16 protein-coding genes are annotated in these 19309 nt (G+C 61.0%); 2 read left to right on the forward strand and 14 right to left on the reverse strand.

The window, feature by feature from the left end:
* Positions 1–64: 64 nt before the first annotated feature.
* From AC1RDQ_RS13765 to zwf, 3 genes are read right to left on the reverse strand one after another with little or no spacing between them, the layout of a single operon-like run.
* Entirely contained in the window at positions 65–730 is a 666-nt protein-coding gene (locus AC1RDQ_RS13765) for a bifunctional 4-hydroxy-2-oxoglutarate aldolase/2-dehydro-3-deoxy-phosphogluconate aldolase (RefSeq protein WP_008050561.1), read from the reverse strand.
* Positions 731–747: 17 nt separating this feature from the next.
* On the reverse strand, positions 748–1461 hold the full coding sequence (pgl, locus tag AC1RDQ_RS13770) for a 6-phosphogluconolactonase (protein ID WP_090457404.1): 714 nt from the start codon (positions 1459–1461) through the stop codon (positions 748–750).
* Positions 1448–2917, reverse strand: a complete 1470-nt coding sequence (gene zwf, locus AC1RDQ_RS13775) for a glucose-6-phosphate dehydrogenase (protein ID WP_057713554.1) — start codon at positions 2915–2917, stop codon at positions 1448–1450. Before zwf ends, pgl begins: the two co-directional genes overlap by 14 nt.
* Positions 2918–3143: 226 nt before the next feature.
* On the opposite strand from zwf, the gene AC1RDQ_RS13780 reads away from it, so the two are divergent.
* The gene (locus AC1RDQ_RS13780) at positions 3144–4004 is read left to right on the forward strand and encodes a MurR/RpiR family transcriptional regulator (RefSeq protein WP_170948639.1); all 861 of its coding nucleotides are present in this window, start codon (positions 3144–3146) and stop codon (positions 4002–4004) included.
* A gap of 153 nt (positions 4005–4157) precedes the next feature.
* Here the strand turns inward: AC1RDQ_RS13780 and AC1RDQ_RS13785 are convergent, their stop codons facing one another.
* The 11 genes from AC1RDQ_RS13785 to edd form a co-directional block, all read right to left on the reverse strand.
* Positions 4158–5012, reverse strand: a complete 855-nt coding sequence (locus AC1RDQ_RS13785; protein ID WP_090457406.1) for a D-hexose-6-phosphate mutarotase — start codon at positions 5010–5012, stop codon at positions 4158–4160.
* A 222-nt stretch (positions 5013–5234) separates the two neighbouring features.
* Positions 5235–6581, reverse strand: a complete 1347-nt coding sequence (locus tag AC1RDQ_RS13790; RefSeq protein ID WP_057713552.1) for a carbohydrate porin — start codon at positions 6579–6581, stop codon at positions 5235–5237.
* Between the two features lie 193 nt (positions 6582–6774).
* Positions 6775–7935, reverse strand: coding sequence for an ABC transporter ATP-binding protein (locus tag AC1RDQ_RS13795; protein WP_218494305.1), 1161 nt, complete (start codon positions 7933–7935; stop codon positions 6775–6777).
* Positions 7936–7938: 3 nt separating this feature from the next.
* Positions 7939–8784, reverse strand: coding sequence for a carbohydrate ABC transporter permease (locus tag AC1RDQ_RS13800; protein ID WP_007974434.1), 846 nt, complete (start codon positions 8782–8784; stop codon positions 7939–7941).
* The gene (locus AC1RDQ_RS13805) at positions 8777–9685 is read right to left on the reverse strand and encodes a carbohydrate ABC transporter permease (protein ID WP_492587547.1); all 909 of its coding nucleotides are present in this window, start codon (positions 9683–9685) and stop codon (positions 8777–8779) included. The genes AC1RDQ_RS13800 and AC1RDQ_RS13805 overlap by 8 nt, the downstream gene beginning before the upstream one ends.
* Before the next feature lie 200 nt (positions 9686–9885).
* Positions 9886–11184 (reverse strand): ABC transporter substrate-binding protein, encoded by a 1299-nt coding sequence (locus tag AC1RDQ_RS13810; protein WP_057713549.1) that lies wholly within the window; start codon positions 11182–11184, stop codon positions 9886–9888.
* A 117-nt stretch (positions 11185–11301) separates the two neighbouring features.
* Positions 11302–12561 carry a D-mannose isomerase gene (locus tag AC1RDQ_RS13815; protein ID WP_489339121.1) on the reverse strand — a complete coding sequence of 420 codons (1260 nt, stop codon included), beginning with the start codon at positions 12559–12561 and terminating at the stop codon, positions 11302–11304.
* 267 nt (positions 12562–12828) lie between these two features.
* Complete coding sequence (locus AC1RDQ_RS13820; RefSeq protein ID WP_198530255.1) at positions 12829–14256, reverse strand: ATP-binding protein; 1428 nt, start codon at positions 14254–14256, stop codon at positions 12829–12831.
* A gap of 31 nt (positions 14257–14287) precedes the next feature.
* Positions 14288–15019, reverse strand: coding sequence for a response regulator (locus AC1RDQ_RS13825; RefSeq protein ID WP_008050538.1), 732 nt, complete (start codon positions 15017–15019; stop codon positions 14288–14290).
* Positions 15020–15204: 185 nt separating this feature from the next.
* Entirely contained in the window at positions 15205–16164 is a 960-nt protein-coding gene (locus tag AC1RDQ_RS13830) for a glucokinase (protein ID WP_492587548.1), read from the reverse strand.
* Positions 16161–17987, reverse strand: a complete 1827-nt coding sequence (edd, locus tag AC1RDQ_RS13835; protein WP_057713545.1) for a phosphogluconate dehydratase — start codon at positions 17985–17987, stop codon at positions 16161–16163. The genes AC1RDQ_RS13830 and edd overlap by 4 nt, the downstream gene beginning before the upstream one ends.
* A 220-nt stretch (positions 17988–18207) precedes the next feature.
* On the opposite strand from edd, the gene gap reads away from it, so the two are divergent.
* The gene (gap, locus tag AC1RDQ_RS13840) at positions 18208–19209 is read left to right on the forward strand and encodes a type I glyceraldehyde-3-phosphate dehydrogenase (protein ID WP_007974423.1); all 1002 of its coding nucleotides are present in this window, start codon (positions 18208–18210) and stop codon (positions 19207–19209) included.
* Positions 19210–19309 lie beyond the last annotated feature (100 nt).

Consider the following 19309-nt stretch of genomic DNA (forward strand, 5'->3'; position numbering starts at 1 on the left):
ACGGTGCACCGACCAAGCGCACCGTAAAGCCGTAGAACACACAACGAGGTGTAGGGTGAAGCGATCAGTCCAGCAGCGCCAAAGCCTCGGCGGTGCATTCCTGAATGCGGGCCCAGTCGCCGTTCTTGATCCACTCCGGATCAAGCATCCAGCTACCGCCCACGCACATGACGTTTTTCAATGCCATGTAGCTCTTGATATTGGCAGGTCCCACGCCGCCGGTCGGGCAGAATTTCACTTCGCCGAACGGGCCGCCCAGAGCCTTGATGGCCGCGACGCCGCCGCTGACTTCGGCCGGAAATAGCTTGAAACGGCGATAACCCAGGCCGTAGCCTTCCATGATGCCCGAGGCATTGCTGATGCCTGGCAACAGTGGAATCGGGCTGGCGACGCTGGCTTCCAGCAGGTCGCGGGTGATACCCGGCGTGACGATGAATTGCGAGCCGGCCGCTTCCGCCGCCGCCAGCATGTGGCGATCCAGCACAGTGCCGGCACCGGTCACCAGCTCCGGACGCTGCTCACGCAGAATCTGGATGGCCTTGAGGCCGAATTGCGAACGCAGGGTGACTTCCAGGGCCGTCAGGCCACCGGCCGCGAGGGCATCGGCCAACGGCAGAACGTCCTGCTCGCGGGCAATGGTGATCACCGGCAAAATCCGCGCTTTCGCGCAAATACTGTCGATCAGGGCAACTTTATCCGCCATGGAAACGGTCGGGGATGGGTTTGTCATAGCGGCTGTTCCTTGGCTCATGGGCACCAGTAAATCTCTAACGTGGGTTGCAGAAACGCGCGCACCGGCATTTCGGCGACATCGTCACCGGCCAGCGCGAAACTCAGGGTGGTCAGTTTGGACTGACCGGAGATCGACAGAATTTTATGTTTGGCCGAAGCCAGCAGCGCACGGCTCATGGTCAGGCGCTGATGCGGCACGGTCGGCGCCAGCATCGGCCAGCAGCGACGAACGCCATCGACCTGTAATGCCTCGGCAAGGTTCGGGCTGTTGGGGAACAGCGATGCGGTGTGGCCGTCATCGCCCATGCCGAGGATCAGCACGTCGATCACCGGCAACTCCGACAGCAAGCGGTCGGCCTGCTCGGCTGCCTGTTCCAGGTTGGCACTGGCGCTGTACAGGCTCAGGAACTGCGCCTTGGCCGCTTGGCCTTGCAGCAGGTAACGCTTGATCAGACCGGCGTTGCTGTCGGCGTGTTCGACCGGCACCCAGCGCTCGTCGGCCAGGCTGATCACCACGTTCGACCAGTCCAGCGTCTGCTTGGCCAGGTGCTGGAAAAACGCCACCGGGCTGCGGCCACCGGACACCACCAGGGTCGCAGTGCCCTGGGCGTCGATCGCGTCGCTCAGTTGTTTCGCCACGTTCAGTGCCAGGCTTTCAGCCAGCAGCACCGGGCTCTTGTATGCATGGGCGCTGACGCCCTGCGGCAGTTTCAAATCAGATATCGCCATACCACGACCTCCCGTCCCGCGTGATCAGAGCAATGGAGCTCATCGGCCCCCAGGACCCGGCCGCGTACGGCTTGGGCGCATCACCGGATTTTTTCCACCCGGCGATCAACTGGTCACACCACTTCCACGCGGCTTCGATTTCATCTTTACGGACAAACAGGTTCTGATTGCCGCGCATCACTTCCAGCAACAACCGCTCGTAGGCATCGGGAATCCGTGCGCTGCTCCAGGTGTCGGAAAAATTCAGCTGCAACGGACCGCTGCGCAGCTGCATGCCCTTGTCCAGGCCTTGATCTTTGGTCATGACACGCAAGGAAATGCCTTCGTCCGGTTGCAGGCGGATAATCAGCTTGTTGCTGATTTGCAGGCGCTGCTCGGGAGCGAAGATGTAGTGCGACGGTTCCTTGAAGTGGATGACGATCTGCGACAGCTTCTGCGGCATGCGCTTGCCGGTACGCAGGTAAAACGGCACGCCGGCCCAGCGCCAGTTGCGGATGTCGGCACGCAGGGCGACGAAGGTTTCGGTGTCGCTCTGGGTGTTGGAATTGGGTTCTTCCAGGTACCCCGGTACCGCTTTGCCCTCGCTGTAGCCGGCGATGTACTGGCCGCGCACCACTTGAGTGGTCAGGCCTTCCGGGCTGATCGGCGCCAGGGCCTTGAGCACTTTGACCTTCTCGTCGCGGATGCTGTCGGCGGACAGGTCGGCCGGCGGGTCCATGGCGATCAGGCAGAGCAGTTGCAGCAGGTGGTTCTGGATCATGTCCCGCAGCTGGCCGGCCTTGTCAAAGTAACCCCAACGGCCTTCGATACCGACCTTCTCGGCCACGGTGATTTCCACGTGGGAAATGTAATTCTGGTTCCACTGGGTTTCGAACAGGCTGTTGGCGAAACGCAAGGCGATCAGGTTCTGGACGGTCTCTTTACCCAGATAGTGGTCGATGCGGTAGGTGCGGTTCTCCGGGAAGAACTGCGCCACGGCATCGTTGACCTTACGCGAGGATTCCAGATCCGAACCGATGGGTTTTTCCAGCACCACACGGGTGTTTTGCGCCAGGCCGACCTTGGCCAGGTTCTCGCAAATCGCGCCATACACGGCGGCAGGAGTCGCAAAGTAGGCGATGACCCGCTGCGAACTGCCGGCGGATTCGGCCAGGGCCACATAATCATCGGGGTTGAGGAAGTCGACGTGCAGGTAGTTCAGGCGCGCCAGAAAACGCTCGACCACGGCTTCGTCCAGCTCTTTGGCACCGACATAGCGGCGCAGCTCGGAGGTGATGAACGCCAGGTGCTCCTGCTCGCTGCCCGGCTCACGGGCCAGCGCGATAATACGTGTGTCCTCGTGCAGCAGGCCGGCGCCGTCGAGTTGATAGAGGGCAGGAAACAGCTTGCGCAAGGCCAGGTCGCCAAGGGCGCCGAACAAGGCAAAGGTGCACGGTTCAACCGTAATCGAGAGCATGATGTTTGTTCTTTTATCAAGTTAAGCTACAAATACCTTTTTTCAAGGCATCACTCAAGGGAAAATGTAGTAATAACCACAACATTTTCGCAAAATACAGATTCCGAGTGGTGGTCGGTCGGAGCCATCAGTAGGATAGGCCACCGTTACGGGCCTCACCAAAGGCCCTTTTTGCATTAGCCGCGCGCTTGTTGGCGCAGGTGTAAAGGATACTTATATGGACCGCGTGCGAAATTTACTGGAGCAAATCCAGAATCGCCTTGAAGAGCTGAACAAGGCCGAACGCAAAGTCGCCGAGGTGATCCTGCTCAACCCGCAGCAGGCCACCCGCTTCAGCATCGCCGCCCTCGCCCAGGCCGCCTCGGTCAGCGAGCCGACGGTCAACCGTTTCTGCCGTTCGTTCGGTGTCAGCGGCTACCCCGAGCTCAAACTGCAACTGGCCCAGAGCCTGGCCAGTGGCGCCGCCTATGTCAGCCGTGCGGTGGAGGCCGATGACAATCCGGAGGCCTACACCCAGAAGATCTTCGGCAGCGCCATCGCCTCCTTGGACAGCGCCTGCCAGGCACTGGACCCGAACCTGATCAGTCGCGCCGTCGACCTGCTGATCCAGGCCCGGCAGATCCACTTCTTCGGCCTCGGCGCCTCGGCCCCGGTGGCACTGGATGCGCAGCACAAGTTCTTCCGTTTCAACCTCGCCGTCACGGCCCACGCGGATGTGCTGATGCAGCGCATGATTGCCTCGGTGGCCCATACCGGCGAGCTGTTCGTGATCATTTCCTACACCGGTCGCACCCGCGAACTGGTGGAAGTGGCGCGCATCGCCCGGGAAAACGGCGCCTCGGTGCTTGGCCTGACCGCCGAGAACTCGCCACTGGCCAAGGCCAGCACCCTGAGCCTGAACATCCCGCTGCCGGAAGACACCGACATCTACATGCCGATGACGTCGCGGATCATCCAGCTGACCGTGCTGGACGTACTCGCCACCGGCATGACCTTGCGCCGTGGCGTGGACTTCCAGCCGCATTTGCGCAAGATCAAGGAAAGCCTGAATGCCAGCCGGTATCCGGTTGGAGATGAGTTCAACTGATCCAACATTTGCGCTGATCGTTCTGACCTCATCGCGAGCAAGCTCGCTCCCACAGGGGATTGGTGTTGAACACAAAAACTGTGTTCACCGAAGATCCAGTGTGGGAGCGAGCTTGCTCGCGATGGCGGCAGACGCAGCACCGCAAATCCAGAGCTAAGCCCCCACCCGCGCCTGCAAACTCAAATGCGCCCGCTCCCCAGGTTTCAGACACAGGCTGTCGGTACCGCCGCTAGCGGCCTCTACACAAACGAATTCGGATATCTCGTTCCAGGTCACGCCGAGCAACGGGCGTGAACCGGGATGCCACACCACCGTGTCTGCCGTATCCCCGGTATCAATGCACAACGCCCGCTGCCAGGCATGGTCGTTCAACTGCAATTCGCCGTCGTGCTGGAACACCCGCTGACACCCGCCATCAACGCGTAACTCGCCTTCCTGCTGACAAACCTGTCGGCTCAACTGATCGTAACCCTGCGCGCCTTCGAGTCCAGACAGCGCTATCTCACTGACATCGCCAATACGCCAGTAAGCGTGTAAAGCCTGGCTCAACTGGCACGGCATGTCGTCCTGATGCTCGGTGCTCAGACGCAGTTCCATGCGCTCACCCAGGTGCGCGTGCAGGTCCACCTGCCAGTCACACAACTTCAGTTGCCAGTGCAATCGCACGCCATCGTCGTCACTGTTGCTGTCGAGCAGCTTCCAGTCGAGCAACCGCGCCCAGCCATGGGACGGCCAGGCGTTTTCGCTCGGATGCCGGCCATACCACGGCCAACACACCGGCACGCCGCCGCGAATGGCGCCGACCTGCGGCCACTTTGCCGCACACCACAGCCAGGGTTTCTGGCCCTTGGGCTGGAAGTGCAACAACTGCGCGCCCTGACGACTGAACACCGCCTGACACAGCGGATGATCGATCACCAGCACATCGCGCGTCTGATAGCGCTCCCACGCGAACACCGGACGTTCGCGCAAGGATTTGAAGAAGCGTTGTAGCGGATGCTCAAGCATGTGCCACGGTCCTGAAAAACATGGGTGTACTCAACATTCTCACAATCCTGTAGAGCGCTTTTTGTGGCGAGGGGGCTTGCCCCCGTTGGGTCGCGAAGCGGCCCCAAAAAGGGACTGCTGCGCAGTCCAACGGGGGCGAGCCCCCTCGCCACACAAAAAAAAGCGGACAGCCATGGCTGTCCGCAAATATGCGCACATGGAGAGAAGCTTATCGCAGACGCGTTAGAACACCGACTGAATTTTCAGGCCGGCCACCAGCGCGTTGTCGACTTCATCCACACCACCCGGGTGAGTGACGTATTGCAGGTTGGGACGCACGGTCAGCCAGTTGGTCACGTGGAAGCCGTAGTTGATCTCGTAGTTGTATTCGGTTTCACGAATGGGCGAGAACAGCGGATTGTCGTATTCCGAAACACCGTTGGCCGCGTTGGTCAGTTCAGCGTTTTTCTTCACGTCATCGTTGACATGGATACGGGCGAAACCGATGCCCACGTCATCCTTCGGACGCGCGTCGAACGGGCCCTTGTACACGAACATCAGCGACTGGTAGTTGTCGATGAAGTTGGTGTCTTTGTCATGGAACGTTGCGTTGGCCGCGATGTTCAGACCACGGGAAGCATCGCCATTGTGGCTGGTCAGTTGCTGCTGCGCGACGAACCAGTAGCCGTGCTTGCTATCGTGGACGCGATAAGGGTTGCCGGTGGTCGCTGCGTTCTGGCCGTTGTCGTCCTTGAGAACGTCGTCGGCATCAGAGGTACTTTTGTAGTAACCGACACGGTATTCGCCCGGCAGGTTGTTGACCTTCGGCGACCAGACCAGCTCGACCGGCAGGACGGTGCCATTGGTGCCACTGCCGCTGAGCTTGAAGCCGTTACCGTGCTCCAGTTGCGACGTGTTCTGGTTGTACGCGCCAATCTGGGCGTAGAGCTCGTCATTGATGTTGTACTTCACACGGATCGCCGCCTGGCTGACCGGCCAGTTGTACCAGATGTTGGTGGCCCAGTTACCCACCTGGGATCCGCAGAACGCCAGGTTCTGGAACTCGCACGGGAAGGTGTTGAAGTCTTCACCTTCACCGAAGTAACCGGCCTTGACGTCCAGCTTGTTGTCGAAGAACTGGTGCTGAATCCACAACTGGGTCAGACGGACCATGTGGCCGCGACCATAGACCTCCTGGGAGGAACTCAAGGTGCCGGCACGCGGATCGCCGATACGGTCGTTGGAGATGTTCTCACCGTTACGGTTGGTGAGCTGGATCTTGGCCTGGGTGTTATCCCAGCCAAACAGCTTCTCCAGGTCCAGCGCCGCGCCCAGGCCAAACTGGTCGGCGTAGCGCGCGGTCTTGTCATCGTTGAAGCCGCCATGCAGGTTAGCGCCGACTTCACCGACGTAGTCCATCTTGATGTCGATGCCTTGCTCGATCAGCTTGGTACGCTCGCCACCCCAATCGCCCGTCATCCACCTGGAGTCGGAGCTGAACGCTTCATCGGCCATCGCATTGCCGGCCAGAACCAGTGCTGCCGCTGCTGAAACCTGGCAGATCAACCGGGCCTTGTTCTTCATCTTCATCCCTACTTCCTCGTTTTATTGTTATTAACTTTTCTTTTTTTAACGCGGTTACATCCGGTGCAACGCGCGACAGGCCGCGCATTGCCAATCCCCCCCTGTAGGAGCGAGCTTGCTCGCGATGGCGGTGTATCAGGTGACAAAGATGTTGAATGTCATTCCGCTATCGCGAGCAAGCTCGCTCCCACATTGATCTCTATCTACCTTTGAACTGTGCGACGTTGGCAGCGTGCGATTCGGTTTTCGCTACGCCGGCGACGCCCAGTCGTTCACCCGTTTTCGCATCGAACAACAGCACTTTCGCCGGATCGAATTGCAGGGTCAGGGTCTCGCCCACCGCCGGCGCCACGTCCGGCGCCAGGCGGCAGCAGACCTTGGTGTCGTTGAGATTGACGAAGACCAGGGTGTCGGGCCCGGTCGGTTCGGTGACCTGGACTTCGGCACGAATGGTCGGCAACCCGTTTGCTTCGCCGTTGGCCAGGATGATCTGCTCAGGGCGGATGCCGAGGATCACTTCGCGGTCTTCAAGACCGGCGTCCTGCATGCCCAGCGGCAATTCGCAACGGGCCTGGCCGCTGTCGAGCAGCGCCAGCAGACGACCGTCCTTGCGCTGCAAGCGCAGCGGGATGAAGTTCATCGGCGGCGAACCGATGAAGCTCGCCACGAACAGGTTGGCCGGGTTGTTGTAGATGTCCTTCGGCGTACCGAACTGCTGGATGATCCCGTCCTTCATCACCGCCACTTTGTCGCCCAGGGTCATGGCTTCGATCTGGTCGTGGGTCACGTAGACCGTGGTGGTTTTCAGGCGCTGGTGCATCAGTTTCATTTCGGTGCGCATCTCGACCCGCAGCTTGGCGTCGAGGTTGGACAGCGGTTCGTCGAACAGATAAATCTTCGGCCGCCGCGCCAGGGCACGGCCCATCGCCACGCGCTGTTGCTGGCCGCCGGAGAGCTGGCCGGGCTTGCGGCTGAGCAGGTGTTCGATCTGCAACAGCTTGGAAACCCGAGCGACCTCTTCGTCGATTTCGGCGGTCGGCATTTTGCGGATCTTCAGGCCGAAGGCGATGTTGTCGCGCACGCTCATGGTCGGGTACAGCGCGTAGGACTGGAACACCATGGCGATGTCGCGATCCTTGGGGCTCATGCCGCTGATGTCGGCGTCGTCCACCAGGATCGCGCCACCGCTGATGGTTTCAAGGCCCGCGATGCAGTTCATCAAGGTCGACTTGCCGCAGCCCGACGGGCCGACCAGGATCAGGAACTCACCGTCATCGATTTTCAGTTCGATGTTCTTCAGGGTGTCCGGCAAACCGGGGCCGTAGGTCTTGTTGACGTTGCGTAATTCGAGAGTTGCCATGTTCTACCCCTTGACCGCGCCGGACGTCAGCCCGCGCAGGAAATACTTGCCAGCGAATATGTAGACCAGCAGTGTCGGCAGCCCGGCGATCATCGCGGCGGCCATATCAACGTTGTATTCCTTGGCCCCGGTGCTGGTGTTGACCAGGTTGTTCAGGGCCACGGTAATTGGCTGGGCGTCGCCACTGGCGAACACCACGCCGAACAGGAAGTCGTTCCAGATCTGGGTGAACTGCCAGATCAGGCAGACCATCACGATCGGGATCGACATCGGCAGCAGGATCTTCAGGAAGATCGTGAAGAAGCCCGCGCCATCGAGCCGTGCGGCCTTGACCAGCGCATCCGGAATGCTCACGTAGTAGTTGCGGAAGAACAGCGTGGTGAACGCCAGGCCGTAGACCACGTGCACCAGCACCAGGCCGGTGGTGGTGTTGGCCAGGCCGAACTTGCCGAGGGTGAACGAGGCTGGCAGCAGCACGGTCTGGAACGGCAGGAAGCAGCCGAACAGCAACAGGCCGAAGAACAGTTGCGAACCACGGAAGCGCCACATCGACAGCACATAGCCGTTCATGGCCCCGATGAACGTGGAGATCAGCACCGCCGGCACGGTGATCTTCACCGAGTTCCAGAAGTAGCCGCCGACCACGTCCCAGGCCTTGATCCAGCCGATGCCGTCGATCACGGTCGGCCAGCTCAGCAGGTTGCCGGTACGGATGTCTTCCGGGGATTTGAAGCTGGTCAGCAGCATTACCACCAACGGGATCAAGTACACCGCTGCCGCCAGCAACAGAGTTGCGTAGATCGCGATGCGGCTGAAACTGATACCCGATTTTCCGAGTTGATTAGTCATGGCGTTTGCCTCGCAGCTCGGAGTACAGGTACGGCACGAGGATGGTCAGCACGGCGCCGAGCATCAGCATGGCGCTGGCCGAACCGATGCCCATCTGGCCACGGCTGAAGGTGAAGGAATACATGAACATCGCCGGCAGGTCGGAGGAGTAGCCAGGACCACCCGCGGTCATCGCCGCGACCAGGTCGAAGCTCTTGATGGCGATGTGCGCCAGGATCATGAAGGCACTGAAGAACACCGGGCGCAGGCTCGGCAGGACGATCTTCAGGTAGATGGTCGGCAGGCTCGCGCCATCGACTTGCGCAGCGCGGATGATCGATTGATCGACACCGCGCAGGCCGGCGAGGAACATCGCCATGACAAACCCGGAGGCTTGCCACACGGCGGCGATCACCAGGCAGTAGACCACGCGATCCTGATCCACCAGCCAGTCGAGACGGAAGCCTTCCCAGCCCCAGTCGCGCAGCATCTTGTCCAGGCCCAGGCCTGGGTTGAGCAGCCATTTCCACGCGGTACCGGTGACGATCATCGACAGCGCCATCGGGTACAGGTAGACGGTGCGGATGAAGCCTTCCTTGCGAATGCGCTGATCCAGCAGCACCGCGAGGAACACGCCCAGCACCAGGCTGATGCCGATGAACATGCCGCCGAACACCGCGAGGTTCTTGCTCGCGACCCACCAGCGGTCGTTGTCCATCAGACGCATGTATTGCTGCAGGCCGACCCACTTGTAGCTCGGCATGAAGCTGGAGTTGGTGAAGGACAGAATGAACGTCCAGATGATGTAACCGTAGAAGCCAACCAACACGATCAGCATGCTCGGCGCGAGTACCAACTTGGGTAACCAGCGTTGCAGCGCATCGAACGGTGAGGCTTTGCTGAAAAACGCCACAGAGCTCATCGGGATAATCCAGGTGGAGAAGTGAAATCCGGACAGAGTTCCCCCCTGTAGGAGCGAGCCTGCTCGCGATGGAATCAAGAACACCGGGGCCTGTCTGGATTGGCGCGGTGCCTGGTAGTCCATCGCGAGCAAGCTCGCTCCCACAATGGGATGGAGCTCTCTCTGGGGTTTGCCGCAGGATCACCTGCGGCGATTACGAGTTACTGGGCAGCTTTGACAGCCGAGGCCAGTTGGGCGCTGGCCTTGGCCGGGTCAGCGTCCTTGTCGTTCATGAAGTTGGTGACCACGTCGAAGATCGCGCCCTGCACGGCCAGGGAGGTGGCCATGTTGTGCGCCATGCTCGGTTGCAGGCCGCCGGTCTTGTCGTCCGCGATGAAGTCCTTCGCCGACTTCTGGGCACACTCGTCGAAGCCGAGCTTGTCCATTTCGTTCAGCATGTCGTTACGCACCGGGATCGAACCCTTGTTCATGCTGAAGACTTTCTGGAAGTCGGTACCCAACGCGACCTTGGCCAGGTCTTGCTGGGCAGCGATGTCACCCTTGCGATCGGCCTTGAGCTTGAACACCGCCATCGAGTCGATGTTGTAGGTGAAGGCTTTTTCGGTGCCCGGGAACGCTACGCACTGGTAGTCCTTGCCGGCGATTTTCTTCGCGGCGGTCCACTCGCTTTTCGCCCAGTCGCCCATCATCTGCATGCCGGCCTTGCCACTGATGACGTCGGCGGCGGCGATGTTCCAGTCACGACCGGCACGGTTCGGGTCCATGTAGCCGGTGATTTTTTTCAGCTCGGCGAACGACTTGGTCATCTCCGGGCCGGACAGGGTTTTCTGGTCCAGGTCGACCAGGGCTTTCTTGTAACCGTCAGCGCCCATGACCGAGAGCACCACGTCTTCGAACACGGTGCTGTCCTGCCAAGGCTGACCGCCGTGGGCGAGCGCGATGAAGCCGGCGGCCTTGAGCTTGTCGCCGGCGGCATAGAATTCTTCGAGGGTCGTCGGGGCTTTTTCGATCCCGGCTTTCTTGAACACTTCAGGGTTGATCCACAGCCAGTTGACGCGGTGGATGTTCACCGGCACGGCGACGTAGTCACCTTCGTACTTCACAGTGTCGGAGACTTTCTTCGACAGCAGGCCATCCCAGTTTTCCGCCTTGGAAACGTCTTTCAACGCGTCGGTGCTGAGCAGGCCAGTGCTGCCCCACTCCTGGATGTCCGGGCCTTTGATCTGGGCAACGCCCGGCGGGTTGCCGGCTACGGCGCGACTTTTGAGTACGGTCATGGCCGTGGAACCGCCACCGCCGGCGACTGCGCCGTCCTTCCAGGTGAAGCCGTCTTTTTCGACTTGAGCCTTCAGGACATCGACCGCTGCTTTTTCACCACCGGAAGTCCACCAGTGAACGACTTCAACGGAACCTTTGGATTCGGCGGCCAGGACACTGAGGGGGAGCGCAGACAGGGAAGCGAGAGAAATGACAGTAGCGAGGCGAGAAATCGCATTCATCTAGGAGCACCTTTCTTGTTGTTATGCATGCAAGTCTGTTGCTTGCGCTGCATAAGATTCTAAACAGGGGATATCCCCTCGCAGGTAACGAAGGGATGCGCGAATGTCACCGCATGGTTACATAGAACCGCTCTGGGACGGCTGCGCCAGCACCGTGGCCATGCTCGGCGCCAGCGCCAGGCGCGGAATCAACACGGCTTGCCAGGCGTGGTAAAGATCAGGCTTGCCGGGCCAGATATCGGCACTCGGACGGTTCAGCGGGTCGAGTTCGTGATGCCAGCTGCCGTCTTCGCGGTCGATGAAATGACTGTCACAGAATTCCCAGAACAGTCGGTACCAGTGTTCGTATTGCTCTTCACCGGTGCGTTTGAGCAGCGCACTGGCGGCTGCACTGGCTTCACAATGGGTCCAGTGCAGGCGATGGCGGACCACCGCTTTGTTGTCCCAGTCCAGGGTGTAGACAATGCCCGGCGCGCCATCGACATCCCAGCCATGGAGGCAATTGTGCTCGAACAGTTTTTGCGCGTCGGTGACCAGCCAGCCCGGCGTGAGCATCCCGGCCTTCACCCGCGAAGCTTCGAGGTGCAGCAACAGCCGCGCCCACTCAAAACCATGGCCCGGGGTGGTGCCGTAGGGGCGGAAGCCGTCGGCCGGATTGTCGCGGTTGTAGTCCCGCAGTGGCTGCCAGGCGCGGTCGAAATGCTCGATCACCAGGTAATCGTTGGCGGCGGCGTGGCCATGAATTACGCGCTCGACAATCCGATGGGCACGGCTGAGCCAACGGTTGTCATCGGTGACATCGGCCAGGGCGAGGAAGGCCTCGGTGGCGTGCATGTTGCTGTTGGCGCCCCGGTACGCCTCCTCTTCGCTCCAGTCGCGATTGAAAGACTCGCGCATCGCGCCTTCTTCTTCGCTCCAGAAATAAGTGTCGATGATATCGATCGCGTCATCGAGCAAGGCTTGCGCACCGGGGCGCTGCGCGACCACCGCAGAACTGGCGGCCAGCGCGACGAAGGCATGCAGATAGGCGTTCTTGCCGGTATTGCCGTCGCGATGTTCGGCAGTCGCGAACCAACCGCCATGCAGCGCATCCCGCAGTGGCCCGCGAAGTGCCGCGACACCGTGATCCACCAGCTCGGCAAAGCCCGGCAGCCCTTGGACATGGGCCATGGCGAAGCTGTGGGTCATGCGCGCGGTGTTCATGGTCTGGGCTTGCGCATCAGGCGGGAGGCGGCCTTTTTCATCGAGGTTGCCGAAGCCTTCAGGCAGTTTCGAAGCCTTGGCGAAGGTCAGCAGGCGCAAGCCTTCGGTGGCGAGCCATTGCTGATGGGCAGGTGCGTTCAGCCAACTGCTGAAGGCCGGTTGGAAGGTGTCCATGGCGTACCTTTTTTGTTGTTATGACTGTGGGGCAGCATAAACAACGGACGAAGGTCGGCTTGTAACGAAGGGGGTGGGTTATGTCACCAGCCTGTGACAATGGACACAGACATTGAGTGAAATACTTGTGGCGAGGGGGCTTGCCCCCGTCCGACTGCGCAGCAGTCGTAAAATCAGCGACCTGATTTTTACAGGCAGTCTGTGGGTGATGGTTTTGGGACCGCTTCGCGGTCCAACGGGGGCAAGCCCCCTCGCCACAGGGTGGTGTCAATCCACTGAGCGGGGCAACTGCAACGTTACCCGCAACCCGCCTTCACGCAAATTCTGCAAGCTGACCTCACCACCATGGCTATGGGCAATGTTGCGGGCAATCCCCAGCCCCAAGCCGTAACCCTGCTGCTGCCCGGCCAGGCGGAAGTGCGGTTCGAACACCTGCTCCAGGCGCTGCTCCGGCACGCCCGGCCCCTCGTCATCGACATGCAGGATGAACGCGCTTTCGTCGTCATCGATGTGCAGGTGCGCGTTCTGCCCGTACTTCAGCGCATTGTCGATCAGGTTGCCGATGCAGCGCTTGAGCGCCAGCGGTTTGCCCGGGTACGCCGCCAGCGCCCGCCCCTGCTGGGTCACGCGGCCGTTGCCGTTCGGCGCGAGATAAGGCTCCACCAGACAATCGAGCACATGGTTGAGATCCACCGGCTCGATGTTCTCGTGGATGTCAGTGTCTTTCACGCATTGCAACGCGCCCTTGACCAGCAACTCCAGCTCGTCCAGATCGCGCCCGAACTTGGCTTGCAGTGTTTCGTCTTCGAGCAATTCAACCCGCAGGCGCAAGCGGGTGATCGGCGTGCGCAGGTCGTGGGAAATGGCGCTGAACAACTGGCTGCGTTCGGTCAGGTAACGGCTGATGCGCTCGCGCATGGTGTTGAAGGCGCGCCCGACCTCGACCACTTCGCTGCCACCGCCCTCGGCCACCGGTTCCACGTCGGCCCCCAACGACAGGTCCCGCGCCGCCCGCGCCAGGCGCTTGAGCGGACGACTCTGCCAGTGCACCAGCAGGCCGATGAACAACAGCAAAAAGCTACTGGTCAGGACGATGAACCACACCTGCTGCGCCGGCAGGCCCTGCTCTTCAAGACTGGTGTAGGGCTCGGGCAACAGCGAAGCGATGTACAGCCATTCCCCCGGTGCCATCTGGATCTGCGTGACCAGCACTGGCGGGTTCACCGGTTCCAGGGTCAGCGCGTAATGCGCCCAGGAACGTGGCAATTCATCGAGCTTCAGGCCGCCATTGAAGATGCGCAGGTCTTCCGGGCTGACGAAAGTCACCGAGATGTCCGTGTCCTGGCCGAGGGACTGGCGCAGCACTTCGTCAACCGCCTTGAGCACCGCCTCTTTACGCGGGGTGATGGGCAGCACTTCCATGCCCAGGGGTTTGTCGTTGAGCGTCACCACGAACCGGGTGCCGCCCATGCTGCGCAATTGATCGAGCACCAGGGGCCGAAACGCCACCGGCAACGAACGGAAATAACTGACGCTGGCGGTCATTGAATGGGCCAGGCTGCGGGCACTGGTGACCAGGCCCTCGAGCTGCGTGGCGCGCAGTTGCGACACCCAGATCACACTCGACAATGCCTGGGCGAACAACACCGCCAGCAGGGTCAACAGCAACATCCGCCCGAGCAGCGAACGCGGCATCGGCACCTTGGTGGCGAGCTTGCGCAAAGCCTCAGTGACCATTGCTGGCAACCACGTTGGCCGCCAGTTGGTAGCCGCTGCCACGCACGGTGCGGATCAGCCGTGGCGGTTTTTCCGTGTCGCGCAGACGCTGGCGCAACCGGCTGACCGCCATGTCGACGATGCGATCCAGGGGCATCAGTTCACGGCCGCGGGTGGCGTTGCCGATGGTGTCGCGGTCGAGGATTTCCTGTGGATGATCGAGGAACAGTTTCAGCAGCGCGAAATCGGCGCCCGAAAGAATCACCTCTTCGCCGTCGATGTGAAACAGCCGATGGCTGACCATGTCCAGCCGCCAGTCATCGAAGGCCAGCACCTCACCGCCACTGCGCTCCTGACCGAACTGCGCGCGGCGCAGCAACGCCTTGATCCGTGCCTGCAACTCCCGTGGGCTGAAGGGCTTGCCGAGGTAATCGTCGGCGCCCAGTTCCAGGCCGATGACGCGATCGGCTTCGTCGGAACTGGCGGTGAGCATGATGATCGGCACCTGCGCCTGGCGCGGATGCTGGCGAATCCAGCGGCACAGGCTGAAGCCGTCTTCGTCGGGCAACATCACATCAAGGATCACCAGATCACTCGGCGCCTCGTTCAGCGCCTGGCGAAAGCCGGCACCGTCGGGCGTGGTACGTACCTGGAAACCGGCGCGGGTCAGGTAGGTATCCAGCAACTCGCGTATCTCTTGATCGTCATCGACCAACAAAATCGACTTGTTGACTGAGCTCACGGGCGGCGTCCTTGTTGTTTGAATTGGGCGGATTATGCCTTAAGCACCGATTTTACAAACACCACAAAACCACTGTAGGAGCGAGCCTGCTCGCGATGGACTTGAAGGCACCGCGTACATTCAGAAAGCACGCGTTATCGTTGACGTCCATCGCGAGCAGGCTCGCTCCTACAGGTAATCGGGTTTCAAGCGGGGATTGATTGTTCCAACGCCACACCCGCGCCCATCAACCCGGAATACGGCGCTGTCACCAGCCACACCGGAATCCCCTTGAAGTAATCGCTCATGCAACCCTTGTCGGCGAAGCACCGGGCGAAACCGCTTTCGAGGAAGAAATCGGCAAAGCGCGGAATCACCCCGCCCACGATGTACACGCCACCGCGTCCACCGGTGGTCAGTACGTTATTGCCGGCCACGCGACCGAGCCAGCAGCAGAACTGCTCAAGCACTTCCACGGCAATCGGGTCGCCCGCCAGCCCGGCAGCGGTGATGGCTTCCGGTGTGTCGAGCACAGGCGTGTGCCCGTCCACCGCACAGATCGCCCGATAGACACGGGGCAAGCCGCCACCGCTCAAGGCTGTTTCCGCACTGACATGGCCAATTTCGTTGAAGATGTGCTGCCAGAGTTGGGTTTCACGCGGGCTGCTCAATGGCAGATCGACGTGACCGCCCTCCCCCGGCAACGCGGAAAAACGGCCCGCGCCCAAATCGAGCAAGGTGCCGACGCCCAGGCCGGTGCCCGGGCCAATCACCACCGCCGGGCGCAACGGCTCCGGCGTGCCTTCGCAGACCACGCGGAATTCGCCGGGCTGCAGACGGGTCATGCCCAGGGCCATGGCCGAGAAGTCGTTGACCAACAACAGCTGATCCACCTGCAAGGTCTGGCAAAAGCCCTTGCGGCTCAGGCGCCAGTGATTATTGGTGAACTTGAATTCGTCGCCACTCACCGGGCCCGCCACCGACAGGCACACCGAACCGATCGAACCCGGCGCCAGCCCCAGACCATTAAGGTACAGGCTGATCGCATCGATAGGGCTGGGGAAATCTGCCGTTGCCAGCACCTGGACCGATTCCAGCTGCTGGTTTTTCCACAACGCGAAACGTGCGTTGGTCCCACCGATGTCACCGACCAAAGCCAGTTTCAATTAAGCGTCTCCAGGGCAGAAGTAAAGGCGCTGGCGCCCTGCTCCGCCGAGCTGAAGGCCATGCGCATGAAACCGAACAGCTCGCGACCGGTGCCGATGTTGTTGCCCAACAGGCCCTTGGCCGGCGTGCGCGCTGCGAATTCTTCGGCGTCCACCTTAAGCTCCAGGGTGCCTTTGACGCCATCGACGCGGATGATATCGCCCTCTTGTACCCGCGCCAAAGCGCCGCCGACATAAGCTTCGGGGCTGACATGAATGGCCGCCGGGATTTTCCCCGACGCGCCGGACATGCGCCCGTCGGTCACCAGCGCGACTTTGAAGCCGCGATCCTGCAACACACCGAGGAACGGCGTCATCTTGTGCAGCTCTGGCATGCCGTTGGAGCGCGGGCCCTGGAAGCGCATCACCGCGACAAAATCCTTCTCCAGCAAACCGGCCTTGAACGCATCGGCCAGGTCCTGTTGATCCTGGAACACCATGGCCGGCGCTTCGACGATCTGGTTTTCCACGGCCACGGCGGAGACTTTCATCACACCGCGACCGAGGTTGCCTTCCATCACCCGCAGGCCGCCTTCGGCCGAGAATGCACGGGCGACCGGACGCAGGATGCTTTCGTCGAGGCTGTCGGTCACGCCTTCACGCCAGACCAGTTGGCCATTGTCGAGGAACGGCTCCTGGGTGTAGCGGCTCAGGCCGTGACCCATCACGGTGTTGACGTTTTCGTGGAGCAGCCCGGCTTCCAGCAGTTCGCGGATCAGGAACGACATGCCGCCCGCAGCCTGGAAGTGGTTGATGTCGGCTTTGCCGTTCGGGTAGACGTGGCTCAGGGTCGGCACGACTTCGGAGAGGTCGGCCATGTCCTGCCAGGTCAATTGAATGCCCGCCGCCATGGCGATGGCCGGCATGTGCAGGGTGTGGTTGGTCGAACCGCCCGTGGCATGCAACGCGACAATCGAGTTGACCAGCGAACGCTCGTCGACGATTTCGCCGATCGGCATGAAGTCGCCGTTCTGCTTGGTCAGGCGCGTGACCTGGTGCGCGGCTTCGCGGGTCAGGGCATCGCGCAACGGCGTGTTCGGGTTGACGAAGGACGCACCCGGCAGATGCAGGCCCATGACTTCCATCAGCAACTGGTTGGTGTTGGCGGTGCCGTAGAAGGTGCAGGTGCCAGGGCTGTGGTAGGACTTCATTTCCGATTCCAGCAGCTCTTCGCGAGTCGCCTTGCCTTCGGCGTACTTCTGGCGCACATCGGCTTTCTGCTTGTTGGAAATGCCCGACACCATCGGCCCGCCCGGCACGAAGATCATCGGCAGATGGCCGAAGCGCAGCGCACCCATCATCAGGCCCGGCACGATCTTGTCGCAGATGCCGAGCAGCAGCGCGCCGTCGAACATGTTGTGGGACAGCGCCACGGCGGTGGATAACGCGATCACTTCGCGGCTCGGCAGGCTCAGCTCCATGCCCGGCTCGCCCTGGGTCACGCCATCGCACATGGCCGGCGTGCCACCGGCGAACTGACCGACGGAGCCGATTTCGCGCAGGGCTTTCTTGATCAGTTCGGGGAAGACTTCGTACGGCTGGTGTGCCGAGAGCATGTCGTTATATGACGAAACTATCGCGATGTTCGCGGAGTTCATCATCCGCAGGCTGTGCTTGTCGTCGCTGCCGCAACCGGCCACGCCATGGGCGAAGTTGGCGCATTGCAGCTTGCCGCGCATCGGACCGTCGCTGGCCGCACCGCGGATCAATGCAAGGTAGGCCTCGCGCGTGGCGCGGCTGCGGGCGATAAGCCGTTCAGTGACCTCAAGGACGCGGGGATGCATGTGTAGAACTCCAGGCTAACGGATGTGGCGACCTGATTGTCTATGCTGATCAAAGGCCGGTGTCGATGGGATGACAGACGGTTTTCTTGATCGGTTGGACCAGTTGATTCAGGTCACTCGTTGTAGATTGAACAAAATATTGCCATCAAAAAGGCTTGTTTTCTATTTTTTTGCGAATAATCTTGTAATTCCAACAACAAAACGACGGTAGCGCCGCACTATGACTCTTCGAATCGCAATCAATGGTTTTGGCCGCATCGGCCGTAATGTCCTGCGCGCACTCTATACCCAGGGCTACCGTCAGGATCTGCAGATCGTCGCCATCAACGACCTGGGCGACAGCGCGATCAACGCTCATCTGCTCAAGTACGACACCGTTCACGGCACATTCGATGCCGATGTCCAGCACGACCAGGAGAGCCTGACGGTCAACGGCGACCGCATTTCGGTCAGTGCCATCCGCAACCCGGCCGACCTGCCCTGGGCCGCGGAAAAGATTGATGTGGTGTTCGAATGCACCGGTCTGTTCACCGACCGGGCCAAGGCCGCTGCGCATATTACGGCGGGCGCGCGCAAAGTGATTATCTCTGCCCCGGCCAAAGGCGCCGACGCCACCGTCGTTTACGGGGTGAACCACGACATTCTGCGCCAATCGCACCAGATCATTTCCAACGCGTCGTGCACCACCAACTGCCTGGCCCCGGTGGCCCAGGTGCTGCACCGCGAGCTGGGCATCGAAAGCGGTCTGATGACTACCATTCACGCCTATACCAACGACCAGCACCTGACCGACGTCTATCACGTCGATCCGTACCGCGCCCGTTCGGCCACCCAGAACATGATCCCGAGCAAGACCGGTGCTGCTGAAGCGGTGGGCCTGGTGCTGCCGGAACTGGCGGGCAAATTGACCGGCATGTCGGTGCGCGTACCGGTCATCAATGTATCGCTGGTGGACCTGACGGTGCAGCTCAAGCGCGAAGCGTCGGCCGATGAGGTCAATGCGCTGATGAAAGAAGCCAGCCAGCACTCGAAGATCCTTGGGTACAACACCCTGCCGCTGGTCTCCAGCGACTTCAACCACAACCCGCTGTCGTCGATCTTCGACGCCAACCACACCAAATCCAGCGGCAAGCTGCTCAAGGTACTGGCGTGGTATGACAACGAATGGGGCTTCTCCAACCGCATGCTCGATAACTGCCTGGCGCTGTGCAACGCAGAATAAGCAGCACGTCCCTTCCTTCTTGTAGGAGCGAGCTTGCTCGCGATGGTCGTGAACGATAACGCGGGGAACCTGATGCCCCGCGGTGTTCTACAGTCCATCG

This window comes from Pseudomonas sp. GW823-FHT02E01 (assembly GCF_058797535.1).

Bases quoted from the DNA above. Each gene is read 5' to 3' on its own strand.
- AC1RDQ_RS13765 (WP_008050561.1), bottom strand. From the start codon at position 730: ATGACAAACCCATCCCCGACCGTTTCCATGGCGGATAAAGTTGCCCTG.
- pgl (WP_090457404.1), bottom strand. From the start codon at position 1,461: ATGGCGATATCTGATTTGAAACTGCCGCAGGGCGTCAGCGCCCATGCA.
- zwf (WP_057713554.1), bottom strand. From the start codon at position 2,917: ATGCTCTCGATTACGGTTGAACCGTGCACCTTTGCCTTGTTCGGCGCC.
- AC1RDQ_RS13785 (WP_090457406.1), bottom strand. From the start codon at position 5,012: ATGCTTGAGCATCCGCTACAACGCTTCTTCAAATCCTTGCGCGAACGT.
- AC1RDQ_RS13790 (WP_057713552.1), bottom strand. From the start codon at position 6,581: ATGAAGATGAAGAACAAGGCCCGGTTGATCTGCCAGGTTTCAGCAGCG.
- AC1RDQ_RS13795 (WP_218494305.1), bottom strand. From the start codon at position 7,935: ATGGCAACTCTCGAATTACGCAACGTCAACAAGACCTACGGCCCCGGT.
- AC1RDQ_RS13800 (WP_007974434.1), bottom strand. From the start codon at position 8,784: ATGACTAATCAACTCGGAAAATCGGGTATCAGTTTCAGCCGCATCGCG.
- AC1RDQ_RS13805 (WP_492587547.1), bottom strand. From the start codon at position 9,685: ATGAGCTCTGTGGCGTTTTTCAGCAAAGCCTCACCGTTCGATGCGCTG.
- AC1RDQ_RS13810 (WP_057713549.1), bottom strand. From the start codon at position 11,184: ATGAATGCGATTTCTCGCCTCGCTACTGTCATTTCTCTCGCTTCCCTG.
- AC1RDQ_RS13815 (WP_489339121.1), bottom strand. From the start codon at position 12,561: ATGGACACCTTCCAACCGGCCTTCAGCAGTTGGCTGAACGCACCTGCC.
- AC1RDQ_RS13820 (WP_198530255.1), bottom strand. From the start codon at position 14,256: ATGCCGCGTTCGCTGCTCGGGCGGATGTTGCTGTTGACCCTGCTGGCG.
- edd (WP_057713545.1), bottom strand. From the start codon at position 17,987: ATGCATCCCCGCGTCCTTGAGGTCACTGAACGGCTTATCGCCCGCAGC.
- gap (WP_007974423.1), top strand. From the start codon at position 18,208: ATGACTCTTCGAATCGCAATCAATGGTTTTGGCCGCATCGGCCGTAAT.